The 26,141-nt window shown below is 64.2% G+C and carries 27 protein-coding genes and 3 pseudogenes; 14 read left to right on the top strand and 16 right to left on the bottom strand.

The window, feature by feature from the left end; all coding sequences use genetic code 11:
* Nucleotides 1-125 (top strand): annotated as a pseudogene (locus tag ACFSQT_RS32890) (MarR family transcriptional regulator); the annotation flags it as partial.
* A gap of 54 nt (nt 126-179) precedes the next feature.
* Here the strand turns inward: ACFSQT_RS32890 and tdh are convergent.
* From tdh to ACFSQT_RS32865, 5 genes and pseudogenes are all read right to left on the bottom strand, one after another.
* Nucleotides 180-1,213: pseudogene (tdh, locus tag ACFSQT_RS32885) on the bottom strand (L-threonine 3-dehydrogenase).
* Nucleotides 1,214-1,308: 95 nt separating this feature from the next.
* Nucleotides 1,309-2,004: pseudogene (locus ACFSQT_RS32880) on the bottom strand (hypothetical protein); the annotation flags it as partial.
* Nucleotides 2,005-2,035: 31 nt separating this feature from the next.
* Nucleotides 2,036-3,124 (bottom strand): hypothetical protein, encoded by a 1,089-nt coding sequence (locus ACFSQT_RS32875; RefSeq protein ID WP_379025909.1) that lies wholly within the window; start codon nt 3,122-3,124, stop codon nt 2,036-2,038.
* 277 nt (nt 3,125-3,401) lie between these two features.
* Nucleotides 3,402-3,788 carry a c-type cytochrome gene (locus ACFSQT_RS32870; protein WP_379025907.1) on the bottom strand — a complete coding sequence of 129 codons (387 nt, stop codon included), beginning with the start codon at nt 3,786-3,788 and terminating at the stop codon, nt 3,402-3,404.
* A 119-nt stretch (nt 3,789-3,907) separates the two neighbouring features.
* The gene (locus tag ACFSQT_RS32865) at nt 3,908-4,519 is read right to left on the bottom strand and encodes a thymidine kinase (RefSeq protein ID WP_379025905.1); all 612 of its coding nucleotides are present in this window, start codon (nt 4,517-4,519) and stop codon (nt 3,908-3,910) included.
* 240 nt (nt 4,520-4,759) lie between these two features.
* Here ACFSQT_RS32865 and ACFSQT_RS32860 point away from each other — a divergent pair, with 240 nt between their 5' ends.
* The 4 genes from ACFSQT_RS32860 to ACFSQT_RS32845 all read left to right on the top strand — a co-directional run bounded on the left by ACFSQT_RS32860 (nt 4,760) and on the right by ACFSQT_RS32845 (nt 8,186).
* On the top strand, nt 4,760-5,695 hold the full coding sequence (locus tag ACFSQT_RS32860; protein ID WP_379025903.1) for a choline ABC transporter substrate-binding protein: 936 nt from the start codon (nt 4,760-4,762) through the stop codon (nt 5,693-5,695).
* A gap of 120 nt (nt 5,696-5,815) precedes the next feature.
* Entirely contained in the window at nt 5,816-6,670 is an 855-nt protein-coding gene (choW, locus tag ACFSQT_RS32855; protein ID WP_379025901.1) for a choline ABC transporter permease subunit, read from the top strand.
* The gene (gene choV, locus ACFSQT_RS32850) at nt 6,667-7,848 is read left to right on the top strand and encodes a choline ABC transporter ATP-binding protein (protein ID WP_379025899.1); all 1,182 of its coding nucleotides are present in this window, start codon (nt 6,667-6,669) and stop codon (nt 7,846-7,848) included. The genes choW and choV overlap by 4 nt, the downstream gene beginning before the upstream one ends.
* A gap of 47 nt (nt 7,849-7,895) precedes the next feature.
* Complete coding sequence (locus ACFSQT_RS32845) at nt 7,896-8,186, top strand: hypothetical protein (RefSeq protein ID WP_379025897.1); 291 nt, start codon at nt 7,896-7,898, stop codon at nt 8,184-8,186.
* 38 nt (nt 8,187-8,224) lie between these two features.
* Here ACFSQT_RS32845 and ACFSQT_RS32840 read toward each other — a convergent pair whose 3' ends face one another.
* The gene (locus ACFSQT_RS32840) at nt 8,225-9,631 is read right to left on the bottom strand and encodes an ATP-binding protein (RefSeq protein ID WP_379025895.1); all 1,407 of its coding nucleotides are present in this window, start codon (nt 9,629-9,631) and stop codon (nt 8,225-8,227) included.
* A complete protein-coding gene (locus ACFSQT_RS32835) occupies nt 9,628-10,344 on the bottom strand; it encodes a response regulator (RefSeq protein WP_379025893.1) in 717 nt (238 codons plus the stop codon). The genes ACFSQT_RS32840 and ACFSQT_RS32835 overlap by 4 nt, the downstream gene beginning before the upstream one ends.
* 233 nt (nt 10,345-10,577) lie before the next feature.
* On the opposite strand from ACFSQT_RS32835, the gene ACFSQT_RS32830 reads away from it, so the two are divergent.
* The 4 genes from ACFSQT_RS32830 (at nt 10,578) to clpS (ending at nt 12,189) form a co-directional block, all read left to right on the top strand.
* Nucleotides 10,578-10,880 (top strand): hypothetical protein, encoded by a 303-nt coding sequence (locus tag ACFSQT_RS32830; protein WP_379025915.1) that lies wholly within the window; start codon nt 10,578-10,580, stop codon nt 10,878-10,880.
* Between the two features lie 38 nt (nt 10,881-10,918).
* Nucleotides 10,919-11,155 (top strand): hypothetical protein, encoded by a 237-nt coding sequence (locus ACFSQT_RS32825; RefSeq protein WP_379025891.1) that lies wholly within the window; start codon nt 10,919-10,921, stop codon nt 11,153-11,155.
* Nucleotides 11,156-11,377: 222 nt separating this feature from the next.
* Nucleotides 11,378-11,743 (top strand): hypothetical protein, encoded by a 366-nt coding sequence (locus ACFSQT_RS32820; protein ID WP_379025889.1) that lies wholly within the window; start codon nt 11,378-11,380, stop codon nt 11,741-11,743.
* 140 nt (nt 11,744-11,883) lie between these two features.
* Entirely contained in the window at nt 11,884-12,189 is a 306-nt protein-coding gene (gene clpS / locus ACFSQT_RS32815; RefSeq protein WP_379025887.1) for an ATP-dependent Clp protease adapter ClpS, read from the top strand.
* Between the two features lie 2 nt (nt 12,190-12,191).
* Here clpS and ACFSQT_RS32810 read toward each other — a convergent pair whose 3' ends face one another.
* The 4 genes from ACFSQT_RS32810 to ACFSQT_RS32795 form a co-directional block, all read right to left on the bottom strand.
* On the bottom strand, nt 12,192-14,270 hold the full coding sequence (locus tag ACFSQT_RS32810; protein WP_379025885.1) for a hypothetical protein: 2,079 nt from the start codon (nt 14,268-14,270) through the stop codon (nt 12,192-12,194).
* Nucleotides 14,271-14,334: 64 nt separating this feature from the next.
* Nucleotides 14,335-17,157, bottom strand: a complete 2,823-nt coding sequence (locus ACFSQT_RS32805) for a DUF4159 domain-containing protein (protein WP_379025883.1) — start codon at nt 17,155-17,157, stop codon at nt 14,335-14,337.
* A complete protein-coding gene (locus tag ACFSQT_RS32800; RefSeq protein WP_379025881.1) occupies nt 17,154-18,116 on the bottom strand; it encodes a DUF58 domain-containing protein in 963 nt (320 codons plus the stop codon). The genes ACFSQT_RS32805 and ACFSQT_RS32800 overlap by 4 nt, the downstream gene beginning before the upstream one ends.
* Nucleotides 18,116-19,120 (bottom strand): AAA family ATPase, encoded by a 1,005-nt coding sequence (locus ACFSQT_RS32795; protein WP_379025879.1) that lies wholly within the window; start codon nt 19,118-19,120, stop codon nt 18,116-18,118. The genes ACFSQT_RS32800 and ACFSQT_RS32795 overlap by 1 nt, the downstream gene beginning before the upstream one ends.
* Nucleotides 19,121-19,262: 142 nt before the next feature.
* Here ACFSQT_RS32795 and ACFSQT_RS32790 point away from each other — a divergent pair, with 142 nt between their 5' ends.
* The 3 genes from ACFSQT_RS32790 to ACFSQT_RS32780 are packed head-to-tail and all read left to right on the top strand — an operon-like array spanning nt 19,263 to nt 21,786.
* Nucleotides 19,263-19,892: a DUF1285 domain-containing protein gene (locus ACFSQT_RS32790; RefSeq protein ID WP_379025913.1), complete on the top strand. Its 630-nt coding sequence runs from the start codon at nt 19,263-19,265 to the stop codon at nt 19,890-19,892.
* On the top strand, nt 19,892-20,524 hold the full coding sequence (locus ACFSQT_RS32785) for a CoA pyrophosphatase (protein WP_379025877.1): 633 nt from the start codon (nt 19,892-19,894) through the stop codon (nt 20,522-20,524). The genes ACFSQT_RS32790 and ACFSQT_RS32785 overlap by 1 nt, the downstream gene beginning before the upstream one ends.
* The gene (locus ACFSQT_RS32780; RefSeq protein ID WP_379025875.1) at nt 20,521-21,786 is read left to right on the top strand and encodes a CCA tRNA nucleotidyltransferase; all 1,266 of its coding nucleotides are present in this window, start codon (nt 20,521-20,523) and stop codon (nt 21,784-21,786) included. Before ACFSQT_RS32785 ends, ACFSQT_RS32780 begins: the two co-directional genes overlap by 4 nt.
* 33 nt (nt 21,787-21,819) lie before the next feature.
* On the opposite strand, the gene ACFSQT_RS32775 is transcribed toward ACFSQT_RS32780, so the two are convergent.
* From ACFSQT_RS32775 to hemF, 3 genes are all read right to left on the bottom strand, one after another.
* A complete protein-coding gene (locus ACFSQT_RS32775) occupies nt 21,820-22,005 on the bottom strand; it encodes a DUF1059 domain-containing protein (RefSeq protein ID WP_136615930.1) in 186 nt (61 codons plus the stop codon).
* Nucleotides 22,006-22,236: 231 nt separating this feature from the next.
* Entirely contained in the window at nt 22,237-22,497 is a 261-nt protein-coding gene (locus ACFSQT_RS32770; RefSeq protein ID WP_379025873.1) for a DUF1344 domain-containing protein, read from the bottom strand.
* A gap of 268 nt (nt 22,498-22,765) precedes the next feature.
* Complete coding sequence (gene hemF, locus ACFSQT_RS32765) at nt 22,766-23,680, bottom strand: oxygen-dependent coproporphyrinogen oxidase (protein ID WP_379025871.1); 915 nt, start codon at nt 23,678-23,680, stop codon at nt 22,766-22,768.
* A gap of 123 nt (nt 23,681-23,803) precedes the next feature.
* On the opposite strand from hemF, the gene ACFSQT_RS32760 reads away from it, so the two are divergent.
* Nucleotides 23,804-24,061 carry a hypothetical protein gene (locus ACFSQT_RS32760; protein WP_379025869.1) on the top strand — a complete coding sequence of 86 codons (258 nt, stop codon included), beginning with the start codon at nt 23,804-23,806 and terminating at the stop codon, nt 24,059-24,061.
* Between the two features lie 95 nt (nt 24,062-24,156).
* Here the strand turns inward: ACFSQT_RS32760 and soxR are convergent, their stop codons facing one another.
* Entirely contained in the window at nt 24,157-24,630 is a 474-nt protein-coding gene (soxR, locus tag ACFSQT_RS32755; protein ID WP_379025867.1) for a redox-sensitive transcriptional activator SoxR, read from the bottom strand.
* 161 nt (nt 24,631-24,791) lie between these two features.
* A complete protein-coding gene (locus tag ACFSQT_RS32750; RefSeq protein ID WP_379025865.1) occupies nt 24,792-25,250 on the bottom strand; it encodes a tRNA (cytidine(34)-2'-O)-methyltransferase in 459 nt (152 codons plus the stop codon).
* A 284-nt stretch (nt 25,251-25,534) separates the two neighbouring features.
* On the opposite strand from ACFSQT_RS32750, the gene ACFSQT_RS32745 reads away from it, so the two are divergent.
* Complete coding sequence (locus ACFSQT_RS32745) at nt 25,535-26,113, top strand: hypothetical protein (protein WP_379025863.1); 579 nt, start codon at nt 25,535-25,537, stop codon at nt 26,111-26,113.
* Nucleotides 26,114-26,141: the final 28 nt, after the last annotated feature.

Below are 26,141 nucleotides of genomic sequence, written 5' to 3'. Positions count from 1 at the left end.
ATCGCGAAATGGTGCCGCTGGCGAAGGCCTTCGAGCGGGAATTGCTGGCGAAGCTGAGCGCCCGCGAGTGCGCGGCGATTATCAATGGAGTGGCGGCGCTGGAGGTGGCGCTGGGCAAGGGCTAGGTCGGGAACAGAAGTACGGCTTTCAGTGCACCGCTGCGTTCTTCGACCAACCGCCTACCAGTCCATCACCACCTTGCCGGAGCTGCCGCTGCGCATTGCATCGAAGCCGGTCTGGAAGTCGTCGATGCCGATGCGGTGGGTGATCAGACCTGAAACATCGAGCGGACCCTGCACCAGCGCGATCATCTTGTACCAGGTCTCGAACATCTCGCGGCCGTAAATGCCTTTGAGATGTAGCAATCTTGAAGATGACCTTGTTCCAGTCGATCTCGAAGCCGGTGGGCGCGATGCCGAGAATGGCGATCTTGCCGCCATTGTTCATGGTATCGATCATGTCGCGGAAGGCGGGCGCCGCGCCCGACATTTCGAGACCGACGTCGAAACCCTCGGTCATGCCGAGCGCCGCATGACGTCGCGCAGCTTTTCCTTCGAGGCGTCGACGACATGCTGGACGCCGAGCTTTTTCGCCAGCGCCAACCGCACCGGATTGATGTCGGTGATGACCACTTTTCGCGCGCCGACGCATTGCGCCACCAGCGCTCCCATGATGCCGATCGGCCCGGCGCCGGTGACCAGCACGTCCTCGCCGACCAGATCGAAGGACAGAGCGGTGTGAACCGCATTGCCCAGCGGATCGAAGATCGCGGCGATCTCGTCCGGCACGTCGTCGGGGATCGGCACGACATTGTGCTGCGGGATTGCCAGATACTCGCCGAAGGCACCTGGCCGGTTGACCCCGACGCCGAGCGTGTTGCGGCAAAGGTGCCCTCGCCCGGCGCGGCAGTTGCGACAATGGCCGCAGACGATGTGGCCTTCGCCCGACACGCGCTGGCCAACCTTGTATTCGGTGACCGCCGCGCCGAAATCGGCGACGGTGCCGACGAATTCATGGCCGGTGACCATCGGAACCGGCACAGTCTTCTGCGCCCACTGGTCCAATTGTAGATATGGACATCGGTGCCGCAGATCGCGGTCTTCCTGACCTTGATCAGCACGTCGTTGGGGCCGATTTCCGGCACCGGCACCTCTTCCATCCAGATGCCCGGTTCGGCCTTGGCCTTCACCAGCGCCTTCATCATGTTCGACATGCATTTGTCCCTTGAATCTCTTGTTCCGGAATCGCTTTGCGACTTCGACCTTTCAGGAAATCACCCCGAGTTCCCTTCCGACGGCCGCAAACGCCATTCTTCTCGGTGAAGTCGTCGAAACGGTGGGCAAGCTCGGGATTGAGCAGGCCGTCGATCGGCAGTGGAATGTCGACCTTGTCATTGAGCTTGCCGTTGCTGTCGACGAGCTGGCGCACCATCGCTTCGGACGAATCCTCCACCGTCACCATGTAGACCAGCGGCAGGTTGGCGCTGCCGTCGAACGTCGCCCAGTGGACGAGGTAATAGGGCCGCGCCGTCTTTGGGTTGACCGAGACCTTGGCCGTCTGCGCCAGGGTGAACGGTCCGAACGTGTTCTCGCTTTTCACGTCCTCGAGATAGAGCCGTTCGGCCATCGACTTCTGCAGCGCCTCGGGGAATTCCTTGTGGCGCAGGATGAAGTCGGCCATTTCCTCGCGCAATTCGCCGGCCAGCGGAATGTTGGCAAGCCGCGCGTCGGCCTGGCGACGGTCGTTTTCCAGTTCGAGCAGGTTCTGGAAGACCGGAAAACCGCTTTCGGCGCGCGAAATGCGGAACGTGTCCATGAAGCCCAGCCGATTGCGCCAGCAGGCAAAGGATTTGTCGAGCCGGGCGATGTATTCGGCGACGATCCTGGCGACGATGCCATGCCGGTAGAGCGGCGAGCGATCGTCGCGCATGAACACTTCAAGGCCGCTCAGTGCTGCCGTGATGGCGGAGAAATACCGTGCCGCCGCTTCGTTTTCGGGGGTCATGCCTGTGCGCTCGCGGGCAGTCCGGTCACCCCTAAGACTGCACGTAGTTTGCCGCGTTGTGCTTCTTCAGCACTTCGTCGAAGCGGCGGGCAAAGGCATCGTCGGCCAGCTTCTTGCGGCGCTGGATGTCGGAGCTGGCGACCATGTTCTTCTCGTGCATTTCGAGCAGGTCGCCGATGTGCTTCTGCGAAGCGGCGCCGATGCCGGCCATGGTCTCCTCGGCGGTGTTGTCGACCTGGCTGCCCAGCGTGTTGATCTTGTGGGCGACGTCCTGCTGGGCGGCGGTCTTCAGCGAATCTTCCAGCGCCTTGTAGAGCACGATGCGCTGTTCGGTATCGATGGTCAGCTTGTTGATCAGCGTCGACTGCGCGGCGATCTGGTTGTTGAGCGAATCGACGAAGGTCTGGAACATCGAGGTGTAGCGCTCCAGCGTCTGGCTCTCGGCCAGCAGCTCCTGCTCCTTGGCCTGCTTTTCATTGTATTCCGTCGCCAGCTTGGAGCGCTCGCCTTCGAGCTGCGTGCGGTCCTTCTGGCTGGTGGAAGCGGCGATCTTGTTCTCGATGTCGAGCAGCATCGGGTTGAGCTCCTCAATGCGCTTCTGCACGGCTTCGAGGTTGGACATGGTGGTCTTGCGGCGCTCGATGACCTGCGACAGGCTGGCCTCAGAAGTCTTGTAGCGCTGGTCGAGGACCTCTTTCTGCGCTTTCAGGATGCCGACAATGGTGTCGGACTTGGCCAGCAATTCCTGCAGATTGCCGGCCAGCGACATGTTGCGGACGCGATCGGTGCGCATGCGCTGCTTGCTCTGGCTGGAGAAGACGCCGACGAAGTTTTCCCAGCCGGTGTAGTTCTTCATGCTCTCGAACTCGGCGCCGAACACGTTGGTGGCGTCCTCCAGCCCGATGATCAGGTCGGCGATATTGCCTTCCATCACCTTCTGCTGCTTCAGCACGTCCTCGATGCGGGCGTTCTCGATGTCGAAATTGGCGTCGCCAATCTTCTTGTCGGCGGTGGCGAGGGTATCAAGCACGGTGCCGGACTGCTCGATCTTGGTGCGCATGTCCTGCACGACCTGCTTGGTCTTGGCAATTTCGGCATCGAAATTCTGCAATGTCGCCATTGGGGCCTCCCGCTTCGGCATCAGGTCGCTGGTCGCGAACAGCGGCGAATATATGTGGGGCATCGGGGGATTGAAAGACGCAAGACAAAACCCGCCCCGAAAACAAAAGAGTCCGCGACAGTCTTGAAAGATAGTGAAGGCGGGGTCATGGCATGATTAGCTCGCAGGTCAAGCGTAGTTCAACTGTCATTGAACTTCTGTGCCGGCAGAGCAGTCAACATCAGCTGGCGCGGATGCCCTGGAAGCCGAGGTCGTCATGCAACGCACCGATGGTTGCTCAGGGCTTGGGATCGGCCTTCAGATAGGCGATGACATTGGCGATGTCGTCGTCATTGCTCAGGCCGGCAAACGCCATCTTGTTGCCGGGCACCTTGAGGCGGGGTGCCTTGAGATATTCGGCGAGGTTGGCTTCATCCCAGACTAGGCCGGCAGCGCCGGCGCCCTTCATCGCCGCGGAGTAGTGACCAAAGCTCTCGGCGCTGCCGGCGGCGCGGCCGACGACGCCCAGCAGATGCGGGCCGACCTTGTCGCGGTCGGTGGCCGCTTCATGGCAGGCCATGCACCGGTTGAAGACGTGCTTGCCCAGGGCCGGGTCACCGCCGGCATGAGCGGCAAGCGAGGTGGCAAGGAGAAGAATGCTGGCGCGCGAAACGGCTCGAAACATGGCTGACCCCGGAGAGCTCTGGCTGGCGGTCTTATAGGACCGAGGCCTTAACAAACGCTGCATCGCAGCAAGATTGGAAGGGATGCCCGATCCGTGTGCATCAGGCAGGGCCAGGGCCGTCAGGCCTGGGTGAAGCCGATGAAATCGTCGGGCGCGGCGCGGCCCATCTCTTCCTCCCAGTGGCGGCGGCAGAGAGACACGTAGACGTCCTTGCCGATCGCCACCTGTTCGCCCTGCCGTGCCACCTTGCCATCGGGGCCGAGGCGCACGACCATCGTCGCCTTGCGGCCGCAGCGGCAAATGGTGCGCACCTCGCGCAGGTCGTCGGCGATGGCCAGCAGCGCGCGCGAACCGGAAAACAGCTTGCCCTGGAAATCGGTGCGCAGGCCGTAGCACATGACCGGGATGTTCAGCCGGTCGGCTATGCGGGCGAGTTGCCAGACCTGCTCTTCCTCGAGGAACTGCGCCTCATCGACGAAGACGCAGTGCACTGTCGTATGTTCATGATGATCGGCGACGCGGGCGAACAAGTCGTCGCCGTCGCGGAACATCTCGGCCTCCGTCTCCAGGCCAATGCGCGACGAGATCAGGCCGCTGTCGCCCTTTTTGTAGTGGCCGGCGACGAACAGCATCGTGCGCATGCCGCGCTCGCGATAATTGTACGACGCCTGCAGCAGCATCGTCGTCTTGCCGGCATTCATCGTCGCATAGTGGAAATACAGTTTGGCCATGCCGCTCTTTTAAGCCGACTTGCTGCCGCGCGGGGAGAGGCCGCCGCCGCATTCCCCCAAAAAACGACGCCCACGCGGCACAAAGGCAGGAAGCGTGTCGCTGATTGGCCAGCCCGCGCCGTTGATCGTGATTGCCTTAATGCTTGAAACCACACCAGAATGGTGTTTGGCTGACGAAACAAGGCGGGCAGAGAAACCGTAACTTCGCTACCGCCAAAGAATCGCAATGGGAGAATATCTATGTCGCGTATGAATTCCTTCGTCGCCGGCCTCGGCCTGGCGGCTCTGCTGTCCACGAGCGCTGCCTTCGCCGGCGATCCGGCAAGCTGCAAGGCGGTGCGCCTCTCCGATGTCGGCTGGACCGATATCCAGGCGACGACCGGCGTCGCCTCCGTGCTGCTCACCGCGCTCGGCTACGAGCCACAGGTGATCCAGCTTTCGGTCCCGGTGACCTATGCGTCACTGAAAAACAAGGACCTCGACGTCTTCCTGGGCAACTGGATGCCGTCGATGACCAACGACATCAAGGACTACACAGCCGACGGCTCGGTGGAGACCATCAGCGAAAATCTCAGCGGCGCCGGCTACGGCATCGTGGTGCCGACCTATGTCGCGGACGCCGGCGTCAAGACGCTGACCGACCTTGGCAAGTTCAAGGACAAGTTCGACGGCAAGATCTATGGCATCGAGGCTGGCAATGACGGCAACCGCATCATCCTCGACATGATCAAGAACCCGAAGGACAATCTCGAAGGCTTCGAGCTGGTCGAATCCTCGGAGGCAGGCATGCTCACCCAAGCCGAGCAGTCGATCAAGAACAATGAGTGGATCGCCTTCCTCGGCTGGACGCCGCATCCGGTGATGGGCGCCATGAAGATCACCTATCTCGATGGCATGGGCGACAGCGGCTTCGGCGCCGCCACCGTGTCTACCAATGTCCGCAAGGGCTACACGACGGAGTGCCCGAATGTCGGCAAGTTCATCGCCAACCTGAAGTTCAATCTCGATATGGAAGGCGAGATGATGGACGCGATCCTCAAGGGTGGCGACGCCAACACGGCCGCGACCGACTGGCTGAAGAAGCATCCGGACGCGGTTGCTCCGTGGATTGCCGGTGTGACCACTTTCGATGGCGGCGACGCGGCTGCGGCCGTGAAGACTGCGCTCGGAAGCTGAGCCGGCCTTGCGTTCGGCGTGACCGATCAAGAGGGGGCAGTCACTGTAGAAAGGGCTGCCCTTTTCCATATCCTGTGACAAGATGACCGTCCGGCAAGGACGGCGACTGAGAGGGGCAAGATGGATCCGATTTCAAAATTCTTGGTCAGTTATAAGATCCCCATAGGCGCCTGGGGAAAGGCCTTTTTCACTTTCCTCACCGACAATTTCAACACCTTCTTCCGCGGCCTCTCCGGCGGCCTGAATTTCCTCCTCGACGGAGTGGTCGACACGCTGCTTCTGATACCGCCCGTCCTTCTCATCGCGTTGATTGCGCTGCTTGCCTATTACCTGCAGCGATCGAGAGGCCTGGCAGTGGCCGTCTTTCTCGGATTGCTGTTCATCCTCAACCAGAACCTCTGGAAGCAGACGGTGGAGACGCTGGTGCTGGTGGTTGCCGCTGCCGCCGCCTCGATGGCCATCGGTGTGCCACTCGGTATCTGGGCCGCTCACAAGCCGAAGGTCTACCGCATCATGCTGCCGGTGCTCGACCTGATGCAGACGCTGCCGACCTTCGTCTACCTGATACCGGTGCTGACGCTGTTCGGCCTTGGCAACGCGCCCGGCCTCATCGTCACCATCATCTTCGTCATCCCGACCTCGGTTCGTCTCACGCATCTCGGCGTCGTCTCGGTGCCGAAGTCGATCGTCGAGGCAGGCGAGGCCTTCGGCGCCACCAAGAGACAGCTACTCTGGAAAGTGGAGCTGCCCTCGGCGCTGCCGACCATCATGGCCGGTCTGACACAGTCGATCATGCTGTCGCTGTCGATGGTGGTGTTTGCCGCACTGATCGGCGCCGGCGGCCTTGGCACCGAAATCAACCGAGCGCTGGGCTCGCGCAAGATCGACCTCGGGCTTGAAGCCGGCCTCGCCATCGTCGTGCTGGCCATCGTGCTGGACCGGATGACGCGCATTGGCGTGGGAGGCAAGAAATGACCGTCGCCGTTGACTTCAGGAATGTCGACATCATGTTCGGCCAGGACCAGGCCGGCGCGCTGGCGATGGTCGACGCCGGCGCTACCCGTGCCGAGATTCTAGAAAAGACCGGCAATGTGCTGGGCTGCGCAGGCGCCAGCCTGACCGTGCACGAGGGGGAGATTTCCGTGCTGATGGGCCTGTCCGGCTCCGGCAAGTCGACGCTGCTCAGGGCCGTCAACCGGCTGAACGTCGTTTCGCGCGGCCAGGTTCTGGTCAAGGACGGCGACGGCACGGTCGACGTCGTCACCTGCGATGAGGTGACGCTGAGAAGGCTGCGGCAGAAGCAGGTCGCCATGGTGTTCCAGCAGTTTGGCCTGCTGCCTTGGCGCACGGTGGAGGAGAATGTCGGCCTCGGCCTCGAACTCGCCGGCGTGCCGGAGGCCGAGCGCAAGGAGCGCGTGCAGCGCCAGCTCAAGCTGGTCAATCTCGACCAGTGGTCGAAGAAATACGCGCACGAGCTGTCTGGCGGCATGCAGCAGCGTGTCGGCCTGGCCCGTGCCTTCGCCACCGAAGCGCCGATCCTATTGATGGACGAGCCGTTCTCGGCGCTCGACCCGCTGATCCGCACCAAGCTGCAGGATGAGCTGCTGCAGCTGCAGGCCGAATTGAAGAAGACCATCATCTTCGTCAGCCACGACCTCGAGGAGGCGCTCAAGATCGGCACCCATATCACCATCATGGAGGGTGGACGCATCGTGCAGACCGGCGCGCCGGAAGACATCGTGCTGCGGCCCGCCAACGACTATGTTCGCGACTTCATCGCCAATGTGAATCCGCTGTCGGTGCTGACCGCCTGGAACGTCATGCGCGACCGCCGCGACCTGGAGCACGGCAAGGACGGCTGGGTGTGGCTCGACCGACGCAAGACGACGCGCTTCCAGATCGACGAGCACGGGCTGGTGGCGGCGGCCGAACGCGATGGCAAGCCTGCGGTGTGGGTGTCGTGCGCCGATGTCGAGGGCCAGCCGGAGGAAGTGGCGCAAGTGTTCTGGGCCAATCCCGGCACCTCGCTGAAGACCGTGATGCTGGCCATGCATCGCTCGCAGACAGCACCCGTGGCACTGTTCGACGACCAGTCGCGCTTTGTCGGCGCCATCGGCATCCGCGACGTGCTGAGCGCGGTGCTGCGGCGCTAGCAATAGAGGAGCGGCGAGACCTCCCTCAACTATCAGGAAAAGGCGCTTTGGAGCGGATTTTGGGTTGGCTGTCTAAACCGCGGACCGCGCAAACTGCGCTCGGGGTACTGCTCGTAATTGCGATGCGATCGATCCTGGAGTTTTTCAGGATCGGCGGTGCGAGCGGCACGCAACTGAGTGCAAATCAGCTCTTTTATATCGAAGGGACGCTCGCAGCCATCATTGCCGCATTGGCAGTTCTTGTCCTGCATGCATTCGGGCGGCATGGTTGGGCGACCCTCTTCAGCGGCGCAGCGATAGTTGCTCTGCTGGCATGGAAGATCGCCGTCATTCGTTGAAAAACGGCAAAACGGGAACACATCCGAGGCGACCTGCGTCAGGCCGCCAGCGGCAGGCGCAGCTCGGTCAGCAGGCCGCCGCCCGCGTTGTTGGACAAGCGGACTTCGCCACCGGCAGCACGCGCGATGTTGCGGGCAATGGTCAGGCCGAGGCCGAGACCGCCGGTCTGGCGGTTGCGGGATTGTTCGAGGCGCACGAAAGAGCCGAACACTGCGTCGATCTGCGCCTGCGGTATGCCCGGGCCCTCGTCGCGGATGGTGAGCAGGATCATGTTTTCCGACCGGCGCAGGGAAAGATGCGCCTTCTTGCCGTAGGTGACGGCGTTCTGCACCAGATTGGTGACGCAGCGCCTGAGCGCGACCGGCCGCGCCATGCAGATCAGGCCGCGCGAGCGGGTGTCGTCGTCGAACGTGACCTCGTCATAGCTGTCGGCGATCGACTCCACGAGCGACCAGAAATCGATGCGTTCGCTCTTTTCCTCGGTCACCTCGAAGGTGGCGAAGTCGATCACCGAGCTGGCGATGCTCTCGACATCGGCGAGATCGTGCGCCAGCGCCTCGCGAACCGCCGATTTGCGCAACAGCTCCAGGCGCAGGCGCATCCTGGTCATCGGGGTGCGCAGATCATGCGCCAATGCCGCCGCAAGATGTTCGCGGTCCTCGACATATTCGCGCAACCTTGCCTGCATTGCGTTGATCGCCTTGGCGGCGGCACGCACCTCGCGGCTGCCGCCCTCGGCGATCGGCGGGCTCTTCAAATCCTTGCCGATCCGGTTCACGGCGGTTTCCATCATCCGGTAGGGTGCGGTCAGCCGGCGCAGCGACCAGATCGACATGATCACAACCAGCCCGGCGATCAGCGAATAAAGCGGCAGGCTGTCGAAGCTCAGGATCGGGCCGACGGGCGTGATCGGCTCGGTGAAGTTCAGCCATTGGCCGTCGGCGAAGCGCAGCGACGCCGTCAACTTGTCGCTCTGGGCAAAGTTGGCGGCCAGCACCAGGAGGTCGCGCTCCACCTGGCCGATATCGGGTCCTGGCGCCATGCCGGTGGCGTCGTCGGCCTCGCGCGTCGCCGGATCGCGGCGCACGCGCGCGTCGGTGATGCCGAATTTCGACAGCCGGCCAACGAGGATGTCTTCGAGCTCCGCCAGTTCGTCGTCGCCGGCGATCGACGAGGTGACCGCGGGCGTGTCCGTGACGGTGAGCGCGTAGGTGGAATTGAACAGGCCGGTCGCCGTCGCCTTGCGCTGCTCCGGACTGGCGTCATGCATGAGTTGCACCAACGCGAAGGCACGGTCGTTGAGGCGATAAAGGTCGACGACGTCGTTGGCGGCGGCGCGGTCGCGCGACACGATGTAGAGGGTCGCGACCTGGCTGATCAGCAGGCCGGCGATGACGATCAGCAGCACCCAGACAGGCAGGGTCTGCGGCAGGAAACGTCTCATTCGGAGGTCGTCTCGGGCAGGAACTGGTAGCCGCCGCTGCGCACGGTCAGGATCAGCTTGGGTGTTTTCGGGTCGTCTTCCATCTTGCGCCGCAACCGGCTGACCAGGATGTCGATGCTGCGGTCGAAGGAGTAGTCGCTGTCGCCGCCGGACAGTTCGATGAGCTGATCGCGGGTCAGCACACGCTGCGCGCTCTTGACGAAGGTCTGCAGTAAATTGAATTCCGCCATGGTCAGCTCGACCCTGACATCGTCGGGGGCGATCAGCCGGCGCCGCGAACAGTCCATCGTCCAGCCGGCGAAGCGGTAGATCTGCTTGGTGGTGGCGCGCTTGGGCTCCGTGGCGCCATTGCGCCGCAGCACGGCGCGGATGCGCGCCAGAAGCTCGCGCGGGTCGAACGGTTTGGGCACATAGTCGTCGGCACCCATCTCCAGGCCGACGACGCGGTCGGTGGTCTCGGTGACGGCGGTCAGCATGATGATCGGTGTCGAGTACTGGGCGCGAAGGTCGCGGCACAGCTCCAGCCCGCTCTTGCCGGGCAGCATCACGTCGAGGACGATGAGATCCACCTGCGCGCGGCGCAGGATGGCCTCCATCTCGGTGCCGTCGGCGGCAACCGAGGTGTGCAGGCCCCGCTTCTGGAAGAACTCCTGCAGCAGGTCGCGGATGCCCTTGTCGTCATCGACGATCAGTATGTGTGCGTCGGATTTCACAGCAGCCCTGTCATTGTTGATCGCCAAGCCGTTCTGTCGCAACCCACACGATAGAATTCAGGCCATATGTTGGCCAGTGGTGATGATGCGATCACATCGGCTTTCTCAGACACAATCCAGAAACAAAATTCTACAGTTCAGAAAAACTCCTGAAAAAATACAAAGGCATAACTGGTCTCGTGGCGGTCAGGTCATCGGCTGCGACGCTAGTCTCCGGGTTTACGGATAAACCGATGCCAAGGTTGTCGATCAGTTTGTTGGGTGCGTTGCTGGGCATTTGCCTGGTCACTGCCGCTGTCGGACAATCGGACGCAAAGGCGACGCTCACCACCCGGAGCGAACGGTGCGCCAATCTCAGCCACCAATTCGATGAAGCCCTCGAAACCCATGCCGCGGCAACGCAGGTCACCGCGGCAAAGGCACTTCAGAGAAAGGGCAACCGGTACTGCGCCGCCAAGAAACAGGCACAGGGCATCCGGATGCTCGCCAACGCTTTGAAGCTGCTTGGAGTGACACCGAACGATCCGGTTCAATGACACTCGAAACTCGACCTGCATAAAAGGGAAATGAAGCCATGAAAAAGTCCATTCTCTCCGCCACCGGTCTCGCCGTTGCTCTCGCCTTCGCGATGCCGGCTCTCGGCAATGCCGCTGCCACCACGACCGCTGCTCCGGCCGCTACCACCACCACCACTGCTCCGGCGGCGACGACGCCTGCCAAGCCGGCCGTGAAGAAGGTCGTCGCCAAGAAGCCGGTCAAGAAGCACAAGAAGCACAAGAAGGTTGCCCCGAAGGCGACTCCGAAGGCCTAATCCAGGTCCTGCTTCGCAAGCTTGTCTTGCAACAAGGCCGCTTCAGCTGGAATTCGGCTGGAGCGGCCTTCTGCCAATCCGCTTGACGATGCCGTGTACCGGCAAATCGAAGCGATCTGATGCAACTGACCCTTGGCCGAAGCCTGAAAACCGGCAGCTTCCAGCCAGGCACCTCGATCAAGCTCAACCCGATCGCAATGCCGGCCGTGTAGGACATTCCGCATGAAGAAGCGGCTTTCGTCCATTCTGCGCTCGATGGTGCTCGGCGGCCTGGTTACCACCGGCGTCGCCAGGGTGGTGATCCTGTTCACTGCCAGCCCGGTGCCGGATCCGGCCAGCGGACGCACCGAGCCTTCGCTGTTCGCACCGGCGATTTCCACCGACTGGGACTACATCACGCCGGCACAGACCTGGCTGCTGATCATGTTCACCGGCGCAACGCTGATCTGCGTCGTCGCGTGGCCGATGGCGGCATGGCTGGAACGCCGCGCGGATCCGGGCGCAAACCGCGTTCGGCCCGATATGCCGTCCGTCACGGCGGCGCGGCAGATTCCGGGGCGCCGCATGTTCGGCCGTCACGGCCGTTGAACGGCAACCGGCACTTTCCCACATAGTTTGTGAATGGCCGCGCTCGCCGGACGGCGGTTTTGCGCGTCAATCAAAATAGACGGGCGCTTTCGGCGATGCCAGAATGCGAGCCGGATGGCTTACGAAAACTGTCGGTTCCGATGCCTGAAATCACCACAAAACCGCGTACCCAGGTCAAGCCGCAGACCGAGCGGCCAAAGCTCTACAAGGTCATCCTCATCAATGATGATTTCACGCCGCGCGACTTCGTGGTGACGGTGCTGAAGGGTGAGTTCAAGCTGAGCGAAGACCAGGCGCACAGGATCATGATCACCGCGCACCGGCGCGGCGTCTGCGTCGTTGCCGTCTTCACCAAGGATGTCGCCGAGACCAAGGCGACACGGGCCACCGATGCCGGCAAGGCCAAGGGCTACCCGCTGCTGTTCACGACCGAGCCTGAAGAGTAGTCCTACCGCCCCTCGCGGTACCACATCGAACCCATTGCCAGAAGCAGCAGGCCGAGGCCTAGGAAGCCGCCGAACAGCGGCACGCGCGAGACGGCCTTGAGCACGCTGTCGTCCGTCGTGCGCAGGCCGATCCAGTCGCTGCCGGATGCATCGCCGGCCGAGCGCACCGGCACGACGGAAGGCAGCGTCACGGCGCTGCCGAGGGCCGAGGATGACGCCAGCCGCCGCACGCTGCCGCCGGTGGCTTCCGCCGGAGCCCTCAGCCGGTTTTCGGTGGAGATGACATCGGCGAATTCCGGTGCGTTGACCGGTCCGACATGGGCGAGCGCGGTGAGGTCGCCATTGGCGACCTGGTAGAGGCCGATCTCGCTGGTCTCGACGCTGCCAAGGAAGACACCGGGCTCGGATTTCTCGAGCTTGACGGTCAGGGTCTTGCCGGAGGGGGTGATGATCTGCGCGGGGCCGGGATCGTCGGCCATCGTCTGGCGGCGGATTTCCAGCACCATGCCGCGGCCATCGGCGGTCAGCCGCTCCTCCTCGAGCTCGGGCTCCTTCATCAGCCAATGTGCAATGCGCCGGTAGAGCTGGACATGCGGGCCGCCGCCCTCGAAGCCGCGCGCCCACAGCCAGCCCTGGTCGGACAGAAGCATGCCGACGCGGCCTTCTCCCTTGCGGTCGAGCAGCAGCAGCGGCCGGTTGTCGGCGCCCTTCATCACCACTTCGCCTTCGGGATTCTGCACGCCGATGGTGCGGAACCAGCGGCTCCAGTGCGGCGGCTCGGTGGCCGAACCGTCGAGCCCGCGCGTCACCGGATGGCGCTGGCCAAGATCGGTGAGGCGCGGATAGAAGGCCTTGTCGACCACCTCGCCGGTCGGCATAGCCGGCAGGGCCGACATCAGCGGCGTGCGCGCGATTGAGCTTTCGCCGGCATATTCAGGACCGGCCGCGATCAGCAGCGCACCGCCCTTTTCAACATATTCGGAGATGTAGTCGTAATAGAGGATCGGCAGCACGTCGCGGTGCTGGTAGCGGTCGAAGATGATGAGGTCGAAATCCTTGATCTTCTCGACGAACAGCTCGCGGGTCGGGAAGGCGATCAGCGACAATTCGTTGATCGGCGTGCCGTCCTGCTTTTCCGGCGGCCGCAGAATGGTGAAATGGACGAGATCGACCGAGGCGTCGGATTTCAACAGGTTGCGCCAGGTGCGCTCGCCCGCGTGCGGCTCGCCGGAGACGAGCAGCACACGCAGGTTTTCGCGGATGCCGTCGATGAGCGCGATGGCGCGGTTGTTGGTGTCGGTCAGTTCGCCCGGCTCACGGTCGATGGCAAGCTCGACGATGTTGCGGCCGGCGCCCGGAATGGTCACCTGCAGCGGCATGGCTTGGCCGACGGTGGCATGTTCGACCGCGACCTGCTCACCATTGACGGAGACGCGCACATCGACCGGGCCGGTCTGGTTTTCCGTCGAGATGACCCGGTATGTCATGTCGAGCGGCTTGCCGACAAGGCCGAAGCGCGGCGCGTTCTCGAAGCGGATGCGGCGGTCCTTCTCATGGTCGTTGCCGGTGATCAGGGCATGCAGCGGGGCGTTGAAATCGGGGCTGCCTGCGGGCGCGTCATGCACCTCGCCATCGGTGATCATGATGGCGCCGCCGATGCGCGACGGCGGCACGTCGCGGAAGGCGCCTTCGAGCGCGCCGAACAGCCGTGTCTCGGTGCGCTCCTCGGCGGCTTGCGACTTGCCGGCCTCGACGACGCGCACGTCGAACTGCTTGAAGCGCCCGAGCCGCTGCTGCAGCCCGGCCAGCGCCTCGTCGGTCTGCCTGGTGCGGTCGCCGATATCCTGGCTCTGGCTGCGGTCGACGATGAGGGCAACGACGCTTTTCAGCGGCTCGCGTTCCTCGTTGAGGAACACCGGGTTGAACAGCGCGGCGGCGAGCGCCAGCAGGGCGACGAAGCGGAAGACGGCGCCACGCTGGCGAAACCACAGGCCGACGAGTGCCAGCAGCGCCAACGGCACCAGCACCAAGGCCAGCAATGGCCACGAGATCAGCGGTTCGAGGGAGATCGACCAGTTCATGCCTTACGCTCCCCCTTGTGGGGAGGGGCGATCCGCGTGGGGTGCGCAACGAAGAATGTCATCCTTACTGCCCCAGCCGTTCGAGCAGTATGGGCACGTGCACCTGATCGGATTTGTAGTTGCCGGTCAGCATGTACATCATGATGTTGACGCCGGCGCGCAGCGCGTAGATGCGCTGCATCGGGTCCGCCGGCACGGTCGGCAGCAACGGATCGCCATTCTCGTCGACCGCCCAGGCGCCGGCGAAATCATTGGCGGTGATCATGATCGGCGAGACGCCGTCGCCGGTGCGGACCGGCCGGTTCTCGGCGTTGCTGGCGTCGAGCGAGGCCTCGACCCAGAGCGGGCTGCCACTGAAGCGGCCGGGAAACTCGGGCAGGATGAAGAAGGATTTGGTCAGCACGTGGTCGGACGGCACCGGCTCCAGCGGCGGCACGTTGAGGTTGCCGAGGATGTCGCGCAGCCGCTCCGTCGCCGGGCTGGTCGAATCGGCGCCGATGCCGTTGGCGAACTGGTCGCGGGTGTCGAACAGCACCGTGCCGCCTTGCTGCATATAGGCGTCGATGCGGGCGATCGCGGCCGGGCTCGGCATCGGTGCGGCCGGATCGATCGGCCAGTAGATTAGGGGATAGAACGACAGTTCGTCCTTCGCGATATCGACGCCGGCCGGCGCGCCGGGTTCAAGTGCCGTCTTTTCCACCAGGAAACGGGTCAGGCCCTCGAGCCCGGCACGGCTGATCGAATCGTCGCCTGGCACCCCGGTCAGCACGTAGGCGATGCGGGTCTTGGAAATGGCCTCTATTGCCGCCTCGTCGCCTGGCTTGGCATCGTCGGCGCGGGCAGGATCGGAATGGCCAAACAGCGCGCCCAGCGCAATCAGGATCGCGGCGGTGGTTGTCACGGCACCGGCACGGCGGGGCTGGCGCGCAAACAGGCCGCCCATCCAGAACACCGCCAGCGTGTCGAGCAGCATCAGCCCCAGAGCGGCCGCGACCAGCGCGCCCTTCAGGTTGCGCGATTCATCAAAGGCATACTGGATCGACGTGACGGGAACAGCGATTTGCGGACGCGCCAGCGGTGCAAGCGTGCTTGCGGCATCGAGCAAATTGTGGGCGAAGACGCCAGCCTCGGTACCGTAAAGGCCGGGCGGGTTCTCGAAAGTCACCGGCAGCGCGCCGGCGCCCGGCACCAGCGGCCGTGCGTCCGGTGTCGGCGGCACCAGCGACCCATCGGCAGCGATCATACGGTAGGGCGCCAGCGAGGTGGCGGCGGCTTCGGCATTGGCGATCGCCGCGCCCTGGTTGCGTGACAGCTGCACGATGCGGCGCAGCATCTCGACGAAGCTGCCCGAGATCGGCAGGTTCGACCAGGTCGCCTCGGGCGTGACATGGAACAGCACCAGCGTGCCCTTGCCTTTCTTCAGCCCGGTGACCAGCGGCGTGCCATCGGCGAGTGCGGCCCAGGTGCGCTCGACGATGTCGGGCGTCGGTTCGGCCAGCACCTGCCTGCTGACGGTGACTTCGGTGGGCGGGGCAAGATCGGCGAACGGGCCGGCCTTGGGGAATTCGGTGACCGGCTGCGGCGACGTCCATGACAGCGCGCCGCCGAGCGAACGCTCGCCGGTGCGCAGGCGCACCGGCAGCAGGTCGTCGTCATTGCCGGCGGCAGCCAGCCGCGAGCCGGCGAAACGCACCAGCGTGCCGCCATTGTCGACCCAGTCGACCAGCCTTTGCCGGACCTGTTCGGGAATGGTGCCGATGTCGGCCATGACGATCATCGCCGGCTTCTGGTCGAGGATTTGCGGGATGGCGTCGGCGAGATCGGCGCTGGAGGGTTCGACCAGATCGGCGAAAGGCTGCAGCGCGCGCCTGATGTAGTAGAGCGGCGACAAAAGCGGCTGCGCCTGGTCGGCCTCGGCCTGCGACAGCAGCCCGACGCGGCGGCGCTTGGAGCTTTCGTCGAGCACCCGCACGGCACCGGCCTGACGCTCGCCGTCGAGCGCGATCGAGGCGAAGTCGTTGCGCAGCTCGAACGGCACCGCCATGGTGCCGGTGGCGGTGGTTTCGCCAGGGGAAAAGGTCAGCGTCGCATCGGCGATGCGGCGACCCTTGTCGTCGAAGGCGCCGGCGGTGACCTGTGCCGGGGCCGGGTCGCCCGGCGCACGGATGGCGGTGAGCGCAAAGCCGTCGACCTGGTTGTCGGCGGCGGTCAGGCCGGTCAGCGACAGCCGGTCGGAACTCGCCCAGACGACGCGGGCGGCATTTTTCGACAAAAGCGTGTTGAAGGCGGCCTCGTCGCCCTTCGCCGCCAGTCCGTCGGCGAGCACGGCGACGCTGGCGCCGGGCAAGGCGTCCAGCACACCGGCGACGCGGGCATAGACGGCGGGCCGGTCGGTCGGGATCGGCCGCGGCTTGGCGGCACGCAGCCGGTCGAGGGCAGCGGCGGCATCGAAGGGGCCGATCTCCGAATTGGGCTTTTCGGCGGTGAAGGCGATGATGACCGGCACGCCGTTCGAGCGGGCGTCGTTGATCAGCCGCTCGGCGGTGGCGACGCGCTTGTTCCAGTCGGCGGCACTTGCCCAGTCATTGTCGATGACCAGGGCCAGGGCGGCGCCCTCGGCCGGCAGTTTTTCGCGCGGGTTGAACACCGGCTCGGCAAGTGCCGCGACGATCAGGGCCGCCATCAGGAGCCTGAGCAGCGTCAGCCACCACGGGCTCTGCTGCGGCGTCTCCTCGCGCTTCAGCACGCGCGCCAGGATCTTCAGCGGCGGGAAGATTTCCATGTGCGGCTTGGGCGGCGTCAGCCGCAACAACCACCAGATCACCGGCAGTGCCAGCAGGCCCCACAGCACCATGGGGGCGCCAAAGGAGAGCGGCAGCCAGCTCATGCGACGGCCTTTCCGGGCTGAGCGCTGCCACCGGTCAGCCCGGCATGACCTTTGGTCAGCCCGGCATGACCGCCATCGGCGGTCATCGCCATATGCAGGCGCACCAGCGCGTCGGACGCCAACCGATCGGTGTGGTTGACGGTAAAGCTCCAGCCGAGCCGCCTGCACCAGGCGGCCAGTTCGTGGCGGCGGGCGGTGTAGAGCAGGCGGTAGTCATCGCCGAGCATTTCGGCGCGGCCGGCGGTCAGCTTGTCGCCGGTCTCAGGATCGGTGAATTCGGTGCGGCCGGCATAGGGGAAGGTTTCCTCGGCCGGATCGGCGACCTCGATCAGATGCGCGCGCACGCCGTGGCGGGCAAGCACGTCGAGCCAGGCCATCGTCTCCTCGACCGGGTCGAGGAAATCGCTGGCGATGACGATGTCGCAGAAGCGGCGGATGTCGGACAGGTCGGGCTTGGCCGGCAACTCGCCGGCATGCATGAGCTGCGCGGCGATGCGCTCGGCGCCGTTGCGGGCGGTGAACGGATCGGTGAGGCCCGGCCAGGCGATGCGTTCGCCGCTGCGCGACAACAATTCGGCCATGGCCAGCGCCAGCACCAGCGCGCGCGATTGCTTGGACACACTGGCGCCGGTTGATTTGTAGAGCATCGACGGCGAGGGGTCGGCCCACAGCCAGACCGTATGGGCGGCTTCCCATTCGCGGTCGCGCACATAGGTATGATCGTCACGGGCCGAGCGGCGCCAGTCGATGCGCGAGGAATCGCCTTCGACATAGGGCCGGAACTGCCAGAAATTCTCGCCGATGCCGCGCTTGCGGCGGCCATGCCAGCCGGCGATCACGGTGTTGACGACGCGGCGCGCCTCGACCAGCAGGTCTGGCACAAGCGAGGCCCGCAACCGGCCACGCGCGAGCGCGTCGCGCGTCGCTGCCGGAGCCTGGACCTCGCCGATGCGCGCCATCAAATCCCTTTCACGAGCTTCGCCACCACGTCGCGCACGCTGGTGCCTTCGGCGCGGGCGGCGAAGGTCAGCGCCATGCGATGCTGCAGCACCGGCTCGGCCAGCGCGCGGACATCGTCGATGGAGGGCGCCAGCCGTCCGTCGTAAAGCGCGCGCGCCCTTGTGCACAGCATCAGCGCCTGGCTGGCGCGCGGGCCGGGGCCCCAGGCGACATGCTTGTCGGTCTCGGCGTTGCCCTGGCCGGGACGCGCCGAGCGCACCAGCGTCAGGATCGCCTCGACGACGCTTTCTGGCACCGGCATGCGGCGGATCAGCGTCTGGATTTCCTTTAGCCGCACCGGCTGCAGCACGTTCTGCGCCTTCGCGTCCTCGATGCCGGTGGTTTCCAAAAGGATGCGGCGCTCGGCCTCGATCTCGGGATAGAGGATGTCGACCTGCATCAGGAAGCGGTCGAGCTGGGCCTCCGGCAGCGGATAGGTGCCCTCCTGCTCCAGCGGGTTCTGCGTCGCCAGCACATGGAAGGGCGCCGGCAGGTCGTGGCGGGCGCCGGCGATGGTGACGTGGTATTCCTGCATCGCCTGCAGCAGCGCCGACTGGGTGCGCGGCGAGGCGCGGTTGATCTCGTCGGCCATCAAAAGCTGAGCGAAGATCGGCCCGGAGATGAAACGGAAGGAGCGCTTGCCGAACTCGTCCTGCTCCATCACCTCGGAGCCGAGGATATCCGACGGCATCAGGTCGGGCGTGAACTGGATGCGGCGCGAATCGAGGCCGAGCACGACGCCCAGCGTCTCGACCAGCTTGGTCTTGGCGAGGCCCGGCACGCCGACCAGCAGCGCGTGGCCGCCGGCCAGCAGCGCCACCAGCGTGCGCTCGACGACGCTCTCCTGGCCGAAGATGACCCGGCCGACCCCGTCGCGAACCCTGGAGATGTCGGCCAGCGCCTTCTCGGCCTCGGCGATCATGTCGGTTTCGCTGATCGGGCTTTCCTTGACCATCACGCTCATGCAGCTTCGATCCCTTTGGTTGGAAATACCGGCACGCACCATAGCATAGGTTGCCGCGATTCGGCCTCGCGTGGCGCCTATGTCAAAACTTAAATCACAGACTTAGGCTGACAAGCGGAACAACAGTGACTATTTCGTGACCATGACGGAACACTCCGAACATCGCGAACAAAGCCTTACGACCGCCACCGAGGCGCGCGCTCTCGAGGCGCTGATCGCGCGCGCGGCCCGTGCCGGCAAGGGCGCGGCGCCGGTCGAGCGCTGGAATCCCGATTTCTGCGGCGATCTCGATATGGAGATCAAGGCCGACGGCACCTGGTTCTACCTGGGTACGCCGATCGGCCGCATGCCGCTGGTGCAGCTTTTCTCCTCGGTGCTGCGCAAGGACGCGGACGGCAGGACTTATCTGGTGACGCCAGTGGAGCGGGTCGGCATCCGCGTTGCCGATGCGCCGTTCGTCGCCGTCGAGATGGATGTTTCGGGCAGCGGCGGCGAACAGATCATCACCTTCCGCACCAATGTCGGCGATGTTGTCGAAGCCGGGCCTGAGCGGCCGCTGCGCTTCGTCGACGAGAGCGACACCGGCGGCCTGAAGCCCTATGTGCTGGTGCGCGGGCGGCTGGAGGCGCTGGTGGCGCGGCCAGTGATGTACGAACTGGTCGGGCATGGCGAGGAGGTCGAGATCGGCGGCAAGACCATGTTCGCCGTGCGCTCCAAGGGCGCGGTCTTTCCGATCATGCCGGCGGACCAGTTGAAGCGGCTGAGCGCGTGATGGACCAGGTGTCGCCGGCGCCGTTTTCGTCCGCGGATTTTCGCGGGCGCTTTGCCGCGCAGCCGGATGCGCATGCCGGCGACGACTATGGCGATCATCGCTTCAATCCCGGCCACCCGCGCCTCAACCAGGGGAAGGTGCTGCGCAATGCCGCGGTGCTGATCCCGGTGGTCGATCATGACGGCGATGCGACGGTTCTTTTGACCAAACGGGCCGAAAAGCTGCGCAACCATTCGGGGCAGGTGGCCTTTCCCGGCGGCACCATCGATCCGACCGATGCCAGTCCGGAAGCGGCGGCGCTGCGCGAGACCTTCGAGGAGATCGGCCTTGGCCGCGATCGCGTCGAGATCATCGGCCGCATGCCTGACTATGTCGCCGGCAGCGGTTATCGCATCGCGCCGGTGCTGGGCATCGTACGGCCGGGTTTCCAGTTGCGGCTCAATGCCGACGAGGTCGACGCTGCCTTCGAAGTGCCGTTGCGCTTCCTGATGGACCCGGCCAACCACAAGCGCGACAGCCGTATGTGGAACGATCTCGAATGGTTCTTCTACGACATGCCTTATGGCGACCGACGCATCTGGGGCGTCACCGCGGGCATCATCCGTACGCTCTATGAAAGGCTCTATGCGTGAGTGTCTCGATCGCGGGCAGGGCCGACTGGCTCGGCGACAAGCATCTGCAGCGCCTGCTGGCCGCACTGGCGAAAGGCGGTGAAGAGGCGCGTGTCGCAGGCGGCGCCGTGCGCAACACGCTGATGGGGCAGCCGGTCGCCGACGTCGACATCGCCACCACGTGTCTGCCGCAGGAAACCATCCGCCGCGCCGAGGCGCAAGGCTTCAAGGCGGTGCCGACCGGCATCGAGCATGGCACGGTCACCGTTGTCGCCGGCGGCAAGCCCTATGAGATCACCACCTTGCGCGCCGATATCGAGACCGACGGCCGTCGCGCCAAGGTGTCGTTCGGGCGCGACTGGAAGCTTGACGCCGAGCGGCGCGACTTCACCATCAACGCGCTCTATGCCGAGGCCGACGGCGCTGTCATCGATCTGGTCGGCGGCATCGCCGACATCGAGGCGCGCCGGCTGCGCTTCATCGGTGACCCGGAAGCGCGCATCCGTGAGGATTATCTGCGCATCCTGCGCTTCTTCCGTTTCTTCGCCTGGTATGGCGACGGCCGGCCGGACGCCGAGGGACTGAAAGCCTGCGCCCGGCTGAAGGAAGGGCTGGCCCAGCTTTCGGCCGAGCGCATCTGGTCGGAACTGAAGAAGCTTTTGTCGGCGCCGGATCCCTCGCGGGCGCTGCTCTGGATGCGGCAGGCCGGCGTCTTGACCGCCGCGCTGCCGGAAAGCGAGAAATGGGGCATTGATGCGATCCATGGGCTGACCAAAGCCGAGAAGGACCTGGGCTGGGCACCCGACCCGCTGCTCAGGCTGCAAGCGATCGTTCCGCCGGATGCCGCCCGCATGAAGACGCTCGCCGAGCGGCTCAAATTTTCGACCGCTGAAGCGGATCGCCTGCGCCATTGGGCGCTGGCCACTGCCGTCGAGCCGAAGACGACCGAGGCTGAGCTGGCAAAGCGGCTCTACCGCGGCGACCGGCAAGCGTTTGTCGATCGTCTGCGGCTGTCGCTTGCGGCAGCGCGGGTGCGCGCTGTCGACGACAATGACGCGCTGCTTGAAGCCGGTGGTTTTTCGCGCCTGCTGGCGTTCGCCCTGAAATGGAAAAAGCCGTCGTTTCCGCTAAAGGGCGCCGATCTGACGGCGCTCGGCGCAACTCCAGGGCCGAAGCTCGGCGAAATCCTCAAGAACCTTGAGGCGGAATGGGTCGAAGCGGGATTTGCGTCCGATCGCGGCGCGCTGCTTGAACGCGCCGCGGAAGCCCTGAAAGCCGGGTAGGATATCTGTCAATTCAATTCCGGCAATTCCGTATCACGCCGCGTCGCGGGTCTTCTCGATGCGCGAACGGATCGCCTCGATCATCGTCTCGCGGATGACCGCCTCGCCATGCGTCTCGCGCATGTGCTCGACGGCACGACGCATGACCTCGGCCTCTTCATCGGCACGCGTATGCCAGTCACAGCCGGGAACAAGCGACCCGCAGTGAAATTCCTTCATCGGATTTCTCCTTTTCCTCCGTGGAGCCCGAGGCCCCGATACTTTTTGGCTCGTGGTCGAATTTCCGGGGTTGAATCTTCGGACCGGGAGCGGGGGTAAAAACCATAACACAGATGGGGTGGTATTGGTTGCGGTCAACGACAAAAAGGCGGAGCAGCGCTGCTCCGCCCTCTTGGCACTACCCCGAAGCAGGACCAGACATCGTCTCGTCCTGCCCTGGCAGGCAAGCCGTCACTTTGCGATCTTGACGGCCTCGGCAACCTTGTTCTTGCCGCTCATCTCCCATGAGACGCGGACCTTTTCACCGACCTGCAGGCCAGGATCCTTGAAGGTCTTGGAAAGCGTAAAAGACGATCCGTCGTCGAGGACCAGGCTCATGGCCGTTGCGTCAAAGGTCTTGATCGTTCCGGTGGTGTGCTTGACGGCGGCGAATGCCACCGAACCGGAAGCGAGAAGGGCAGCGGCGGCCGCCGAAACAATGATCTTGCGCATTGCGAAGTACTCCTGGAAAGGGCGGGCATCCTTTTTTGACGAAGATGTCCCGCATCGTCTTGGGCCGTCCGGTCGCGTCGGGTCGCGGTTCGCTCTGTTTTGACCAGGCAAACCGCCGGCGCTTCCCGACCCGGCGCAACAAATAGGCCAGCCTTTTCAATCGCCTATTAGACGAAAAAGAAATCTTTCGAGGTGTTGCGTGCCACATTCCATGCCCATTTCGAGCAAATGGGACAGCAATGCGGTTCACATCGCGCTCACCATTTTGTTACGGCCAGCGGACCTCGGGCGGCAGGCTGGAGAGGATCGACGCGACATTGCCGCCGGTCTTCAGTCCGAAGATGGTGCCGCGATCGTGAAGCAGGTTGAATTCGACATAGCGGCCACGGCGGATGAGCTGTTCGTCGCGGTCGCCATCGGTCCAGTTCTCGTTGAAGTTGGCGCGCACGAGGTGGCCGTAGACGACGAGAAAGGATCGGCCGACATCCTGGACGAAGTTGAAATCGGCATTCCAGCCGCCCTTGTCCTCGCCCGAATGCAGCCAGTCGAAAAAGATGCCGCCGGTGCCGCGCGGCTCGTTGCGGTGCGGCAGATAGAAGTATTCGTCGCACCAGGCCTTGAATTTCGGATAGTCGGCGACCGCGTCGTTCTTCTCGCAGGCGAACTGCATGGCCCGATGGAAGGCGATGGTATCAGGATCGTCCTGGGTGCGGCGGCGGTCGAGCACCGGCGTCAGATCGGCGCCGCCGCCGAACCATTGACGCGAGGTGACGACCATGCGGGTGTTCATGTGCACGGCCGGAACGTTGGGATTCCAGGGATGCGCGATCAGCGAAATGCCGCTGGCCCAGAAGCGCGGGTCTTCCTCGGCGCCGGGCATCTGCTTCCTGAATTCGGGTGAGAACTCGCCATAGACCGTCGAGGTGTGGACGCCGACCTTCTCGAAGACGCGGCCATGCATCATCGACATGGTGCCGCCGCCGCCGCGGCCCTCGTCGCGCTCCCATGGCGTCTTTTCGAAACGGCCCGGCGACCACGAGGCCAGCGGGCCGCCAAGATCCTGCTCGATCTGCTCGAAGGCGCCACAGATGCGTTCACGCAGCGCCTCGAACCACATGCGTGCCTTCATCTTCTTCTGTTCGATGTCGGCGGGCAGGCCTGCCGGTATTTCAGGTCGTTCCAAGTGCCGTCTCCGGTTGCGGGCCGCTGGCCCTACAAATGACTCGTCTTTTGCCGGCGCGATCCCTAATCTCTTAAGGGCAAGGGTCAAGTGTCCAAGCGTCATTAAGGTGCAAGGAGTTGTTTCGTGCGCACCCCGGCAAGACCACCGCTTGATGGCCTGAAGAAAAGGCTCGACCAAAGCCGGGCCGATCGCGCGCGCATGCCGCGCGACGGTTTCCTGCGCGAGACCTTCGTGCTGCCGCGCTCCGACGCGCGCCTCAAGGCCAAGGAATGGTTCGAGCGCTTTCCCAAGCAGGCCTACTGGACCGAGATCGAAAGCTGGTTCGAGCGACCGGGGGATTTGATCGAGTTCACCATCAGGCGGCTGCCGGCGGCGGATTAGGATTTCCTCGCCCCGTTTACGGGGAGAGGATGGCGGCAGGCAGGTGGGGGCGGCGCAAACCTTTGAATGCTGGCGCTCATCCGCCTTCACTGCGTTCAGGCACCTTTTCCCGGTGAACGGGGAGAAGGGAGAGCCACCAGCCGTCTCGCGCCGGTGCCTTCCCTGGCCAGCCGGTCGCCCTTGTTCCGCAGCGGGCATTTGTCGATCGACATGCAGCCGCAGCCGATGCAGTCGGTCAGCCCGTCGCGCAGTTTCTTCAGCTGGGCGATCTTGTGATCGAGCCCGTCACGCCAGGCGGTGGACAAAAGGTTCCAGTCGTCGCGGGTCGGCGTGCGGCCCTCGGGCAGGGATGCCAATGCCGCGCCGATTTCGGCCAGCGAGATGCCGACCTCCTGCGCGACCTTGATGATCGCCACCCGCCGCAGCACGTCGCGGCCGTAGCGGCGCTGGTTGCCCGATGTGCGGTGGCTGCGGATCAGGCCGCGCGCCTCGTAGAAATGCAGCGCCGACACCGCCACCCCGCTGCGCATGGCCACCTGGCCGACCGTCAATTCCGTTACCGGTGCCATTTCTCACTTTCCGCTTGACCTCAAGTTAAGTTGAGCTTGTAGCGAAGAAATGTTGATTTGGGCAAATGCAGGAGAAGGCGATGTGCGCCTGGGTGAGAATGACCGGAGAAATCGCCGCCGTCAGCGATGGCAAGGGCGGCATCGCCGATGGGCTGCGGATCCTATCCGAGCTGCCGGATGGCTTCGCCCGCCACCATGGCGACGGAAAGCGCGACGTTGATGCTGCGCGCCGCACCCTGCATGGGGATGGTCAGCCGTGCGTCCGCCGCCTGATGGACCGCATCCGGCACGCCTGCGGATTCGCGGCCGAACAGCAGTATGTCACCATGGGCGAAGGCGAAATTGGTGTAAGGGGTGGTGGCCTTGGTCGACAGAAGCACCAGCCGGCCCGCGCGGGCCTTGCGCCAATCCTCGAAGGCGCGCCAGTCGACATGCCGGGTCAGATCAGCCATTTCGAGGTAGTCCATGCCGGCTCGCTTCAGCGCCCTGTCGGAGAGTGGAAAGCCGGCCGGTTCGATGATGTCGACGCCAAGTTCGAGGCAAGCGGCGAAGCGCAGGATTGTTCCGGTGTTGCCGGCGATATCAGGCTGGTAGAGCGCGATGCGGAGACGGTCGTTCATTTCCGCGTCCTTCTAATAAGTGGCAGATCGGCCACAGCGGGCTCGCGGTTTTGGAAATTCCTGGACCTGCGGGTGGCCATTTTCTGCGAAGTCGGGTATGTCAGGTCCATTGTCAACCCGAACCGATGGAGGGGTAATTCATGATGACCATGCACATCCAGCGCCCCTCTTGTGGGCTTGTACGCCCTACGGCGGTTTCGGTACGACGATTCTCCTGATCCTTTAAGACTTGATCGCACCGATTCCCGCCGAAACACCTTTTCGGCTCTCGAAGGAATCCTGCGATGTTTTTCAAACTGTCAAAGGGGCTGAACGCCCCGCCTGAACATGTCCAGACCGACACTTGTCGTGTCCAGACCGACGACTTCCGTCGTGTCCAGACCGACGCAATCGGTGCTTCCGGCCGAATGCCGGCGGACGATATGGCTTCGCCTCTTTATCTCCATTTTCACACGGAGGACGGACCGATGTTCGATCCCTACAGAATACCTGGCTCAAGGAGCCTGCATATCCACCGGATACCGACCTGGGCGCTGCTGATCGGCGAAACCTATTCGTCGGCCGTTCACGCCGAAGTCCGCCGCCGGCCGCATCGCGGCATGCTGCCGGATGTCGATTTCTCGCGCGCGGTTCCCGACCCGAGCCGGCCGTCGCTGGTGCGCCGGATCATCCGGCTGATCCGGCCGGGGCCGAAGGTCCGGGTTGTCGACACCGCACCGTCGGGATCGACAAGCGCGGCTGTCGGCGAAAAGCCCGCCAGTCCCTATATTGCGCGAAGCAGGACCGATGGCCCGGACGATTCCGAGCCATCGGTCCTTGACGCCATGCGGTCCGGGGGCTCCGTACGTTCCCATGCCGCGTAAGCGGAAAACAGATTTGTGAGCATGGTCT

This window comes from Mesorhizobium calcicola (assembly GCF_042682105.1).
GTDB lineage: Bacteria > Pseudomonadota > Alphaproteobacteria > Rhizobiales > Rhizobiaceae > Mesorhizobium > Mesorhizobium calcicola.
This window is presented reverse-complemented; position numbering and strand designations above follow the sequence as displayed.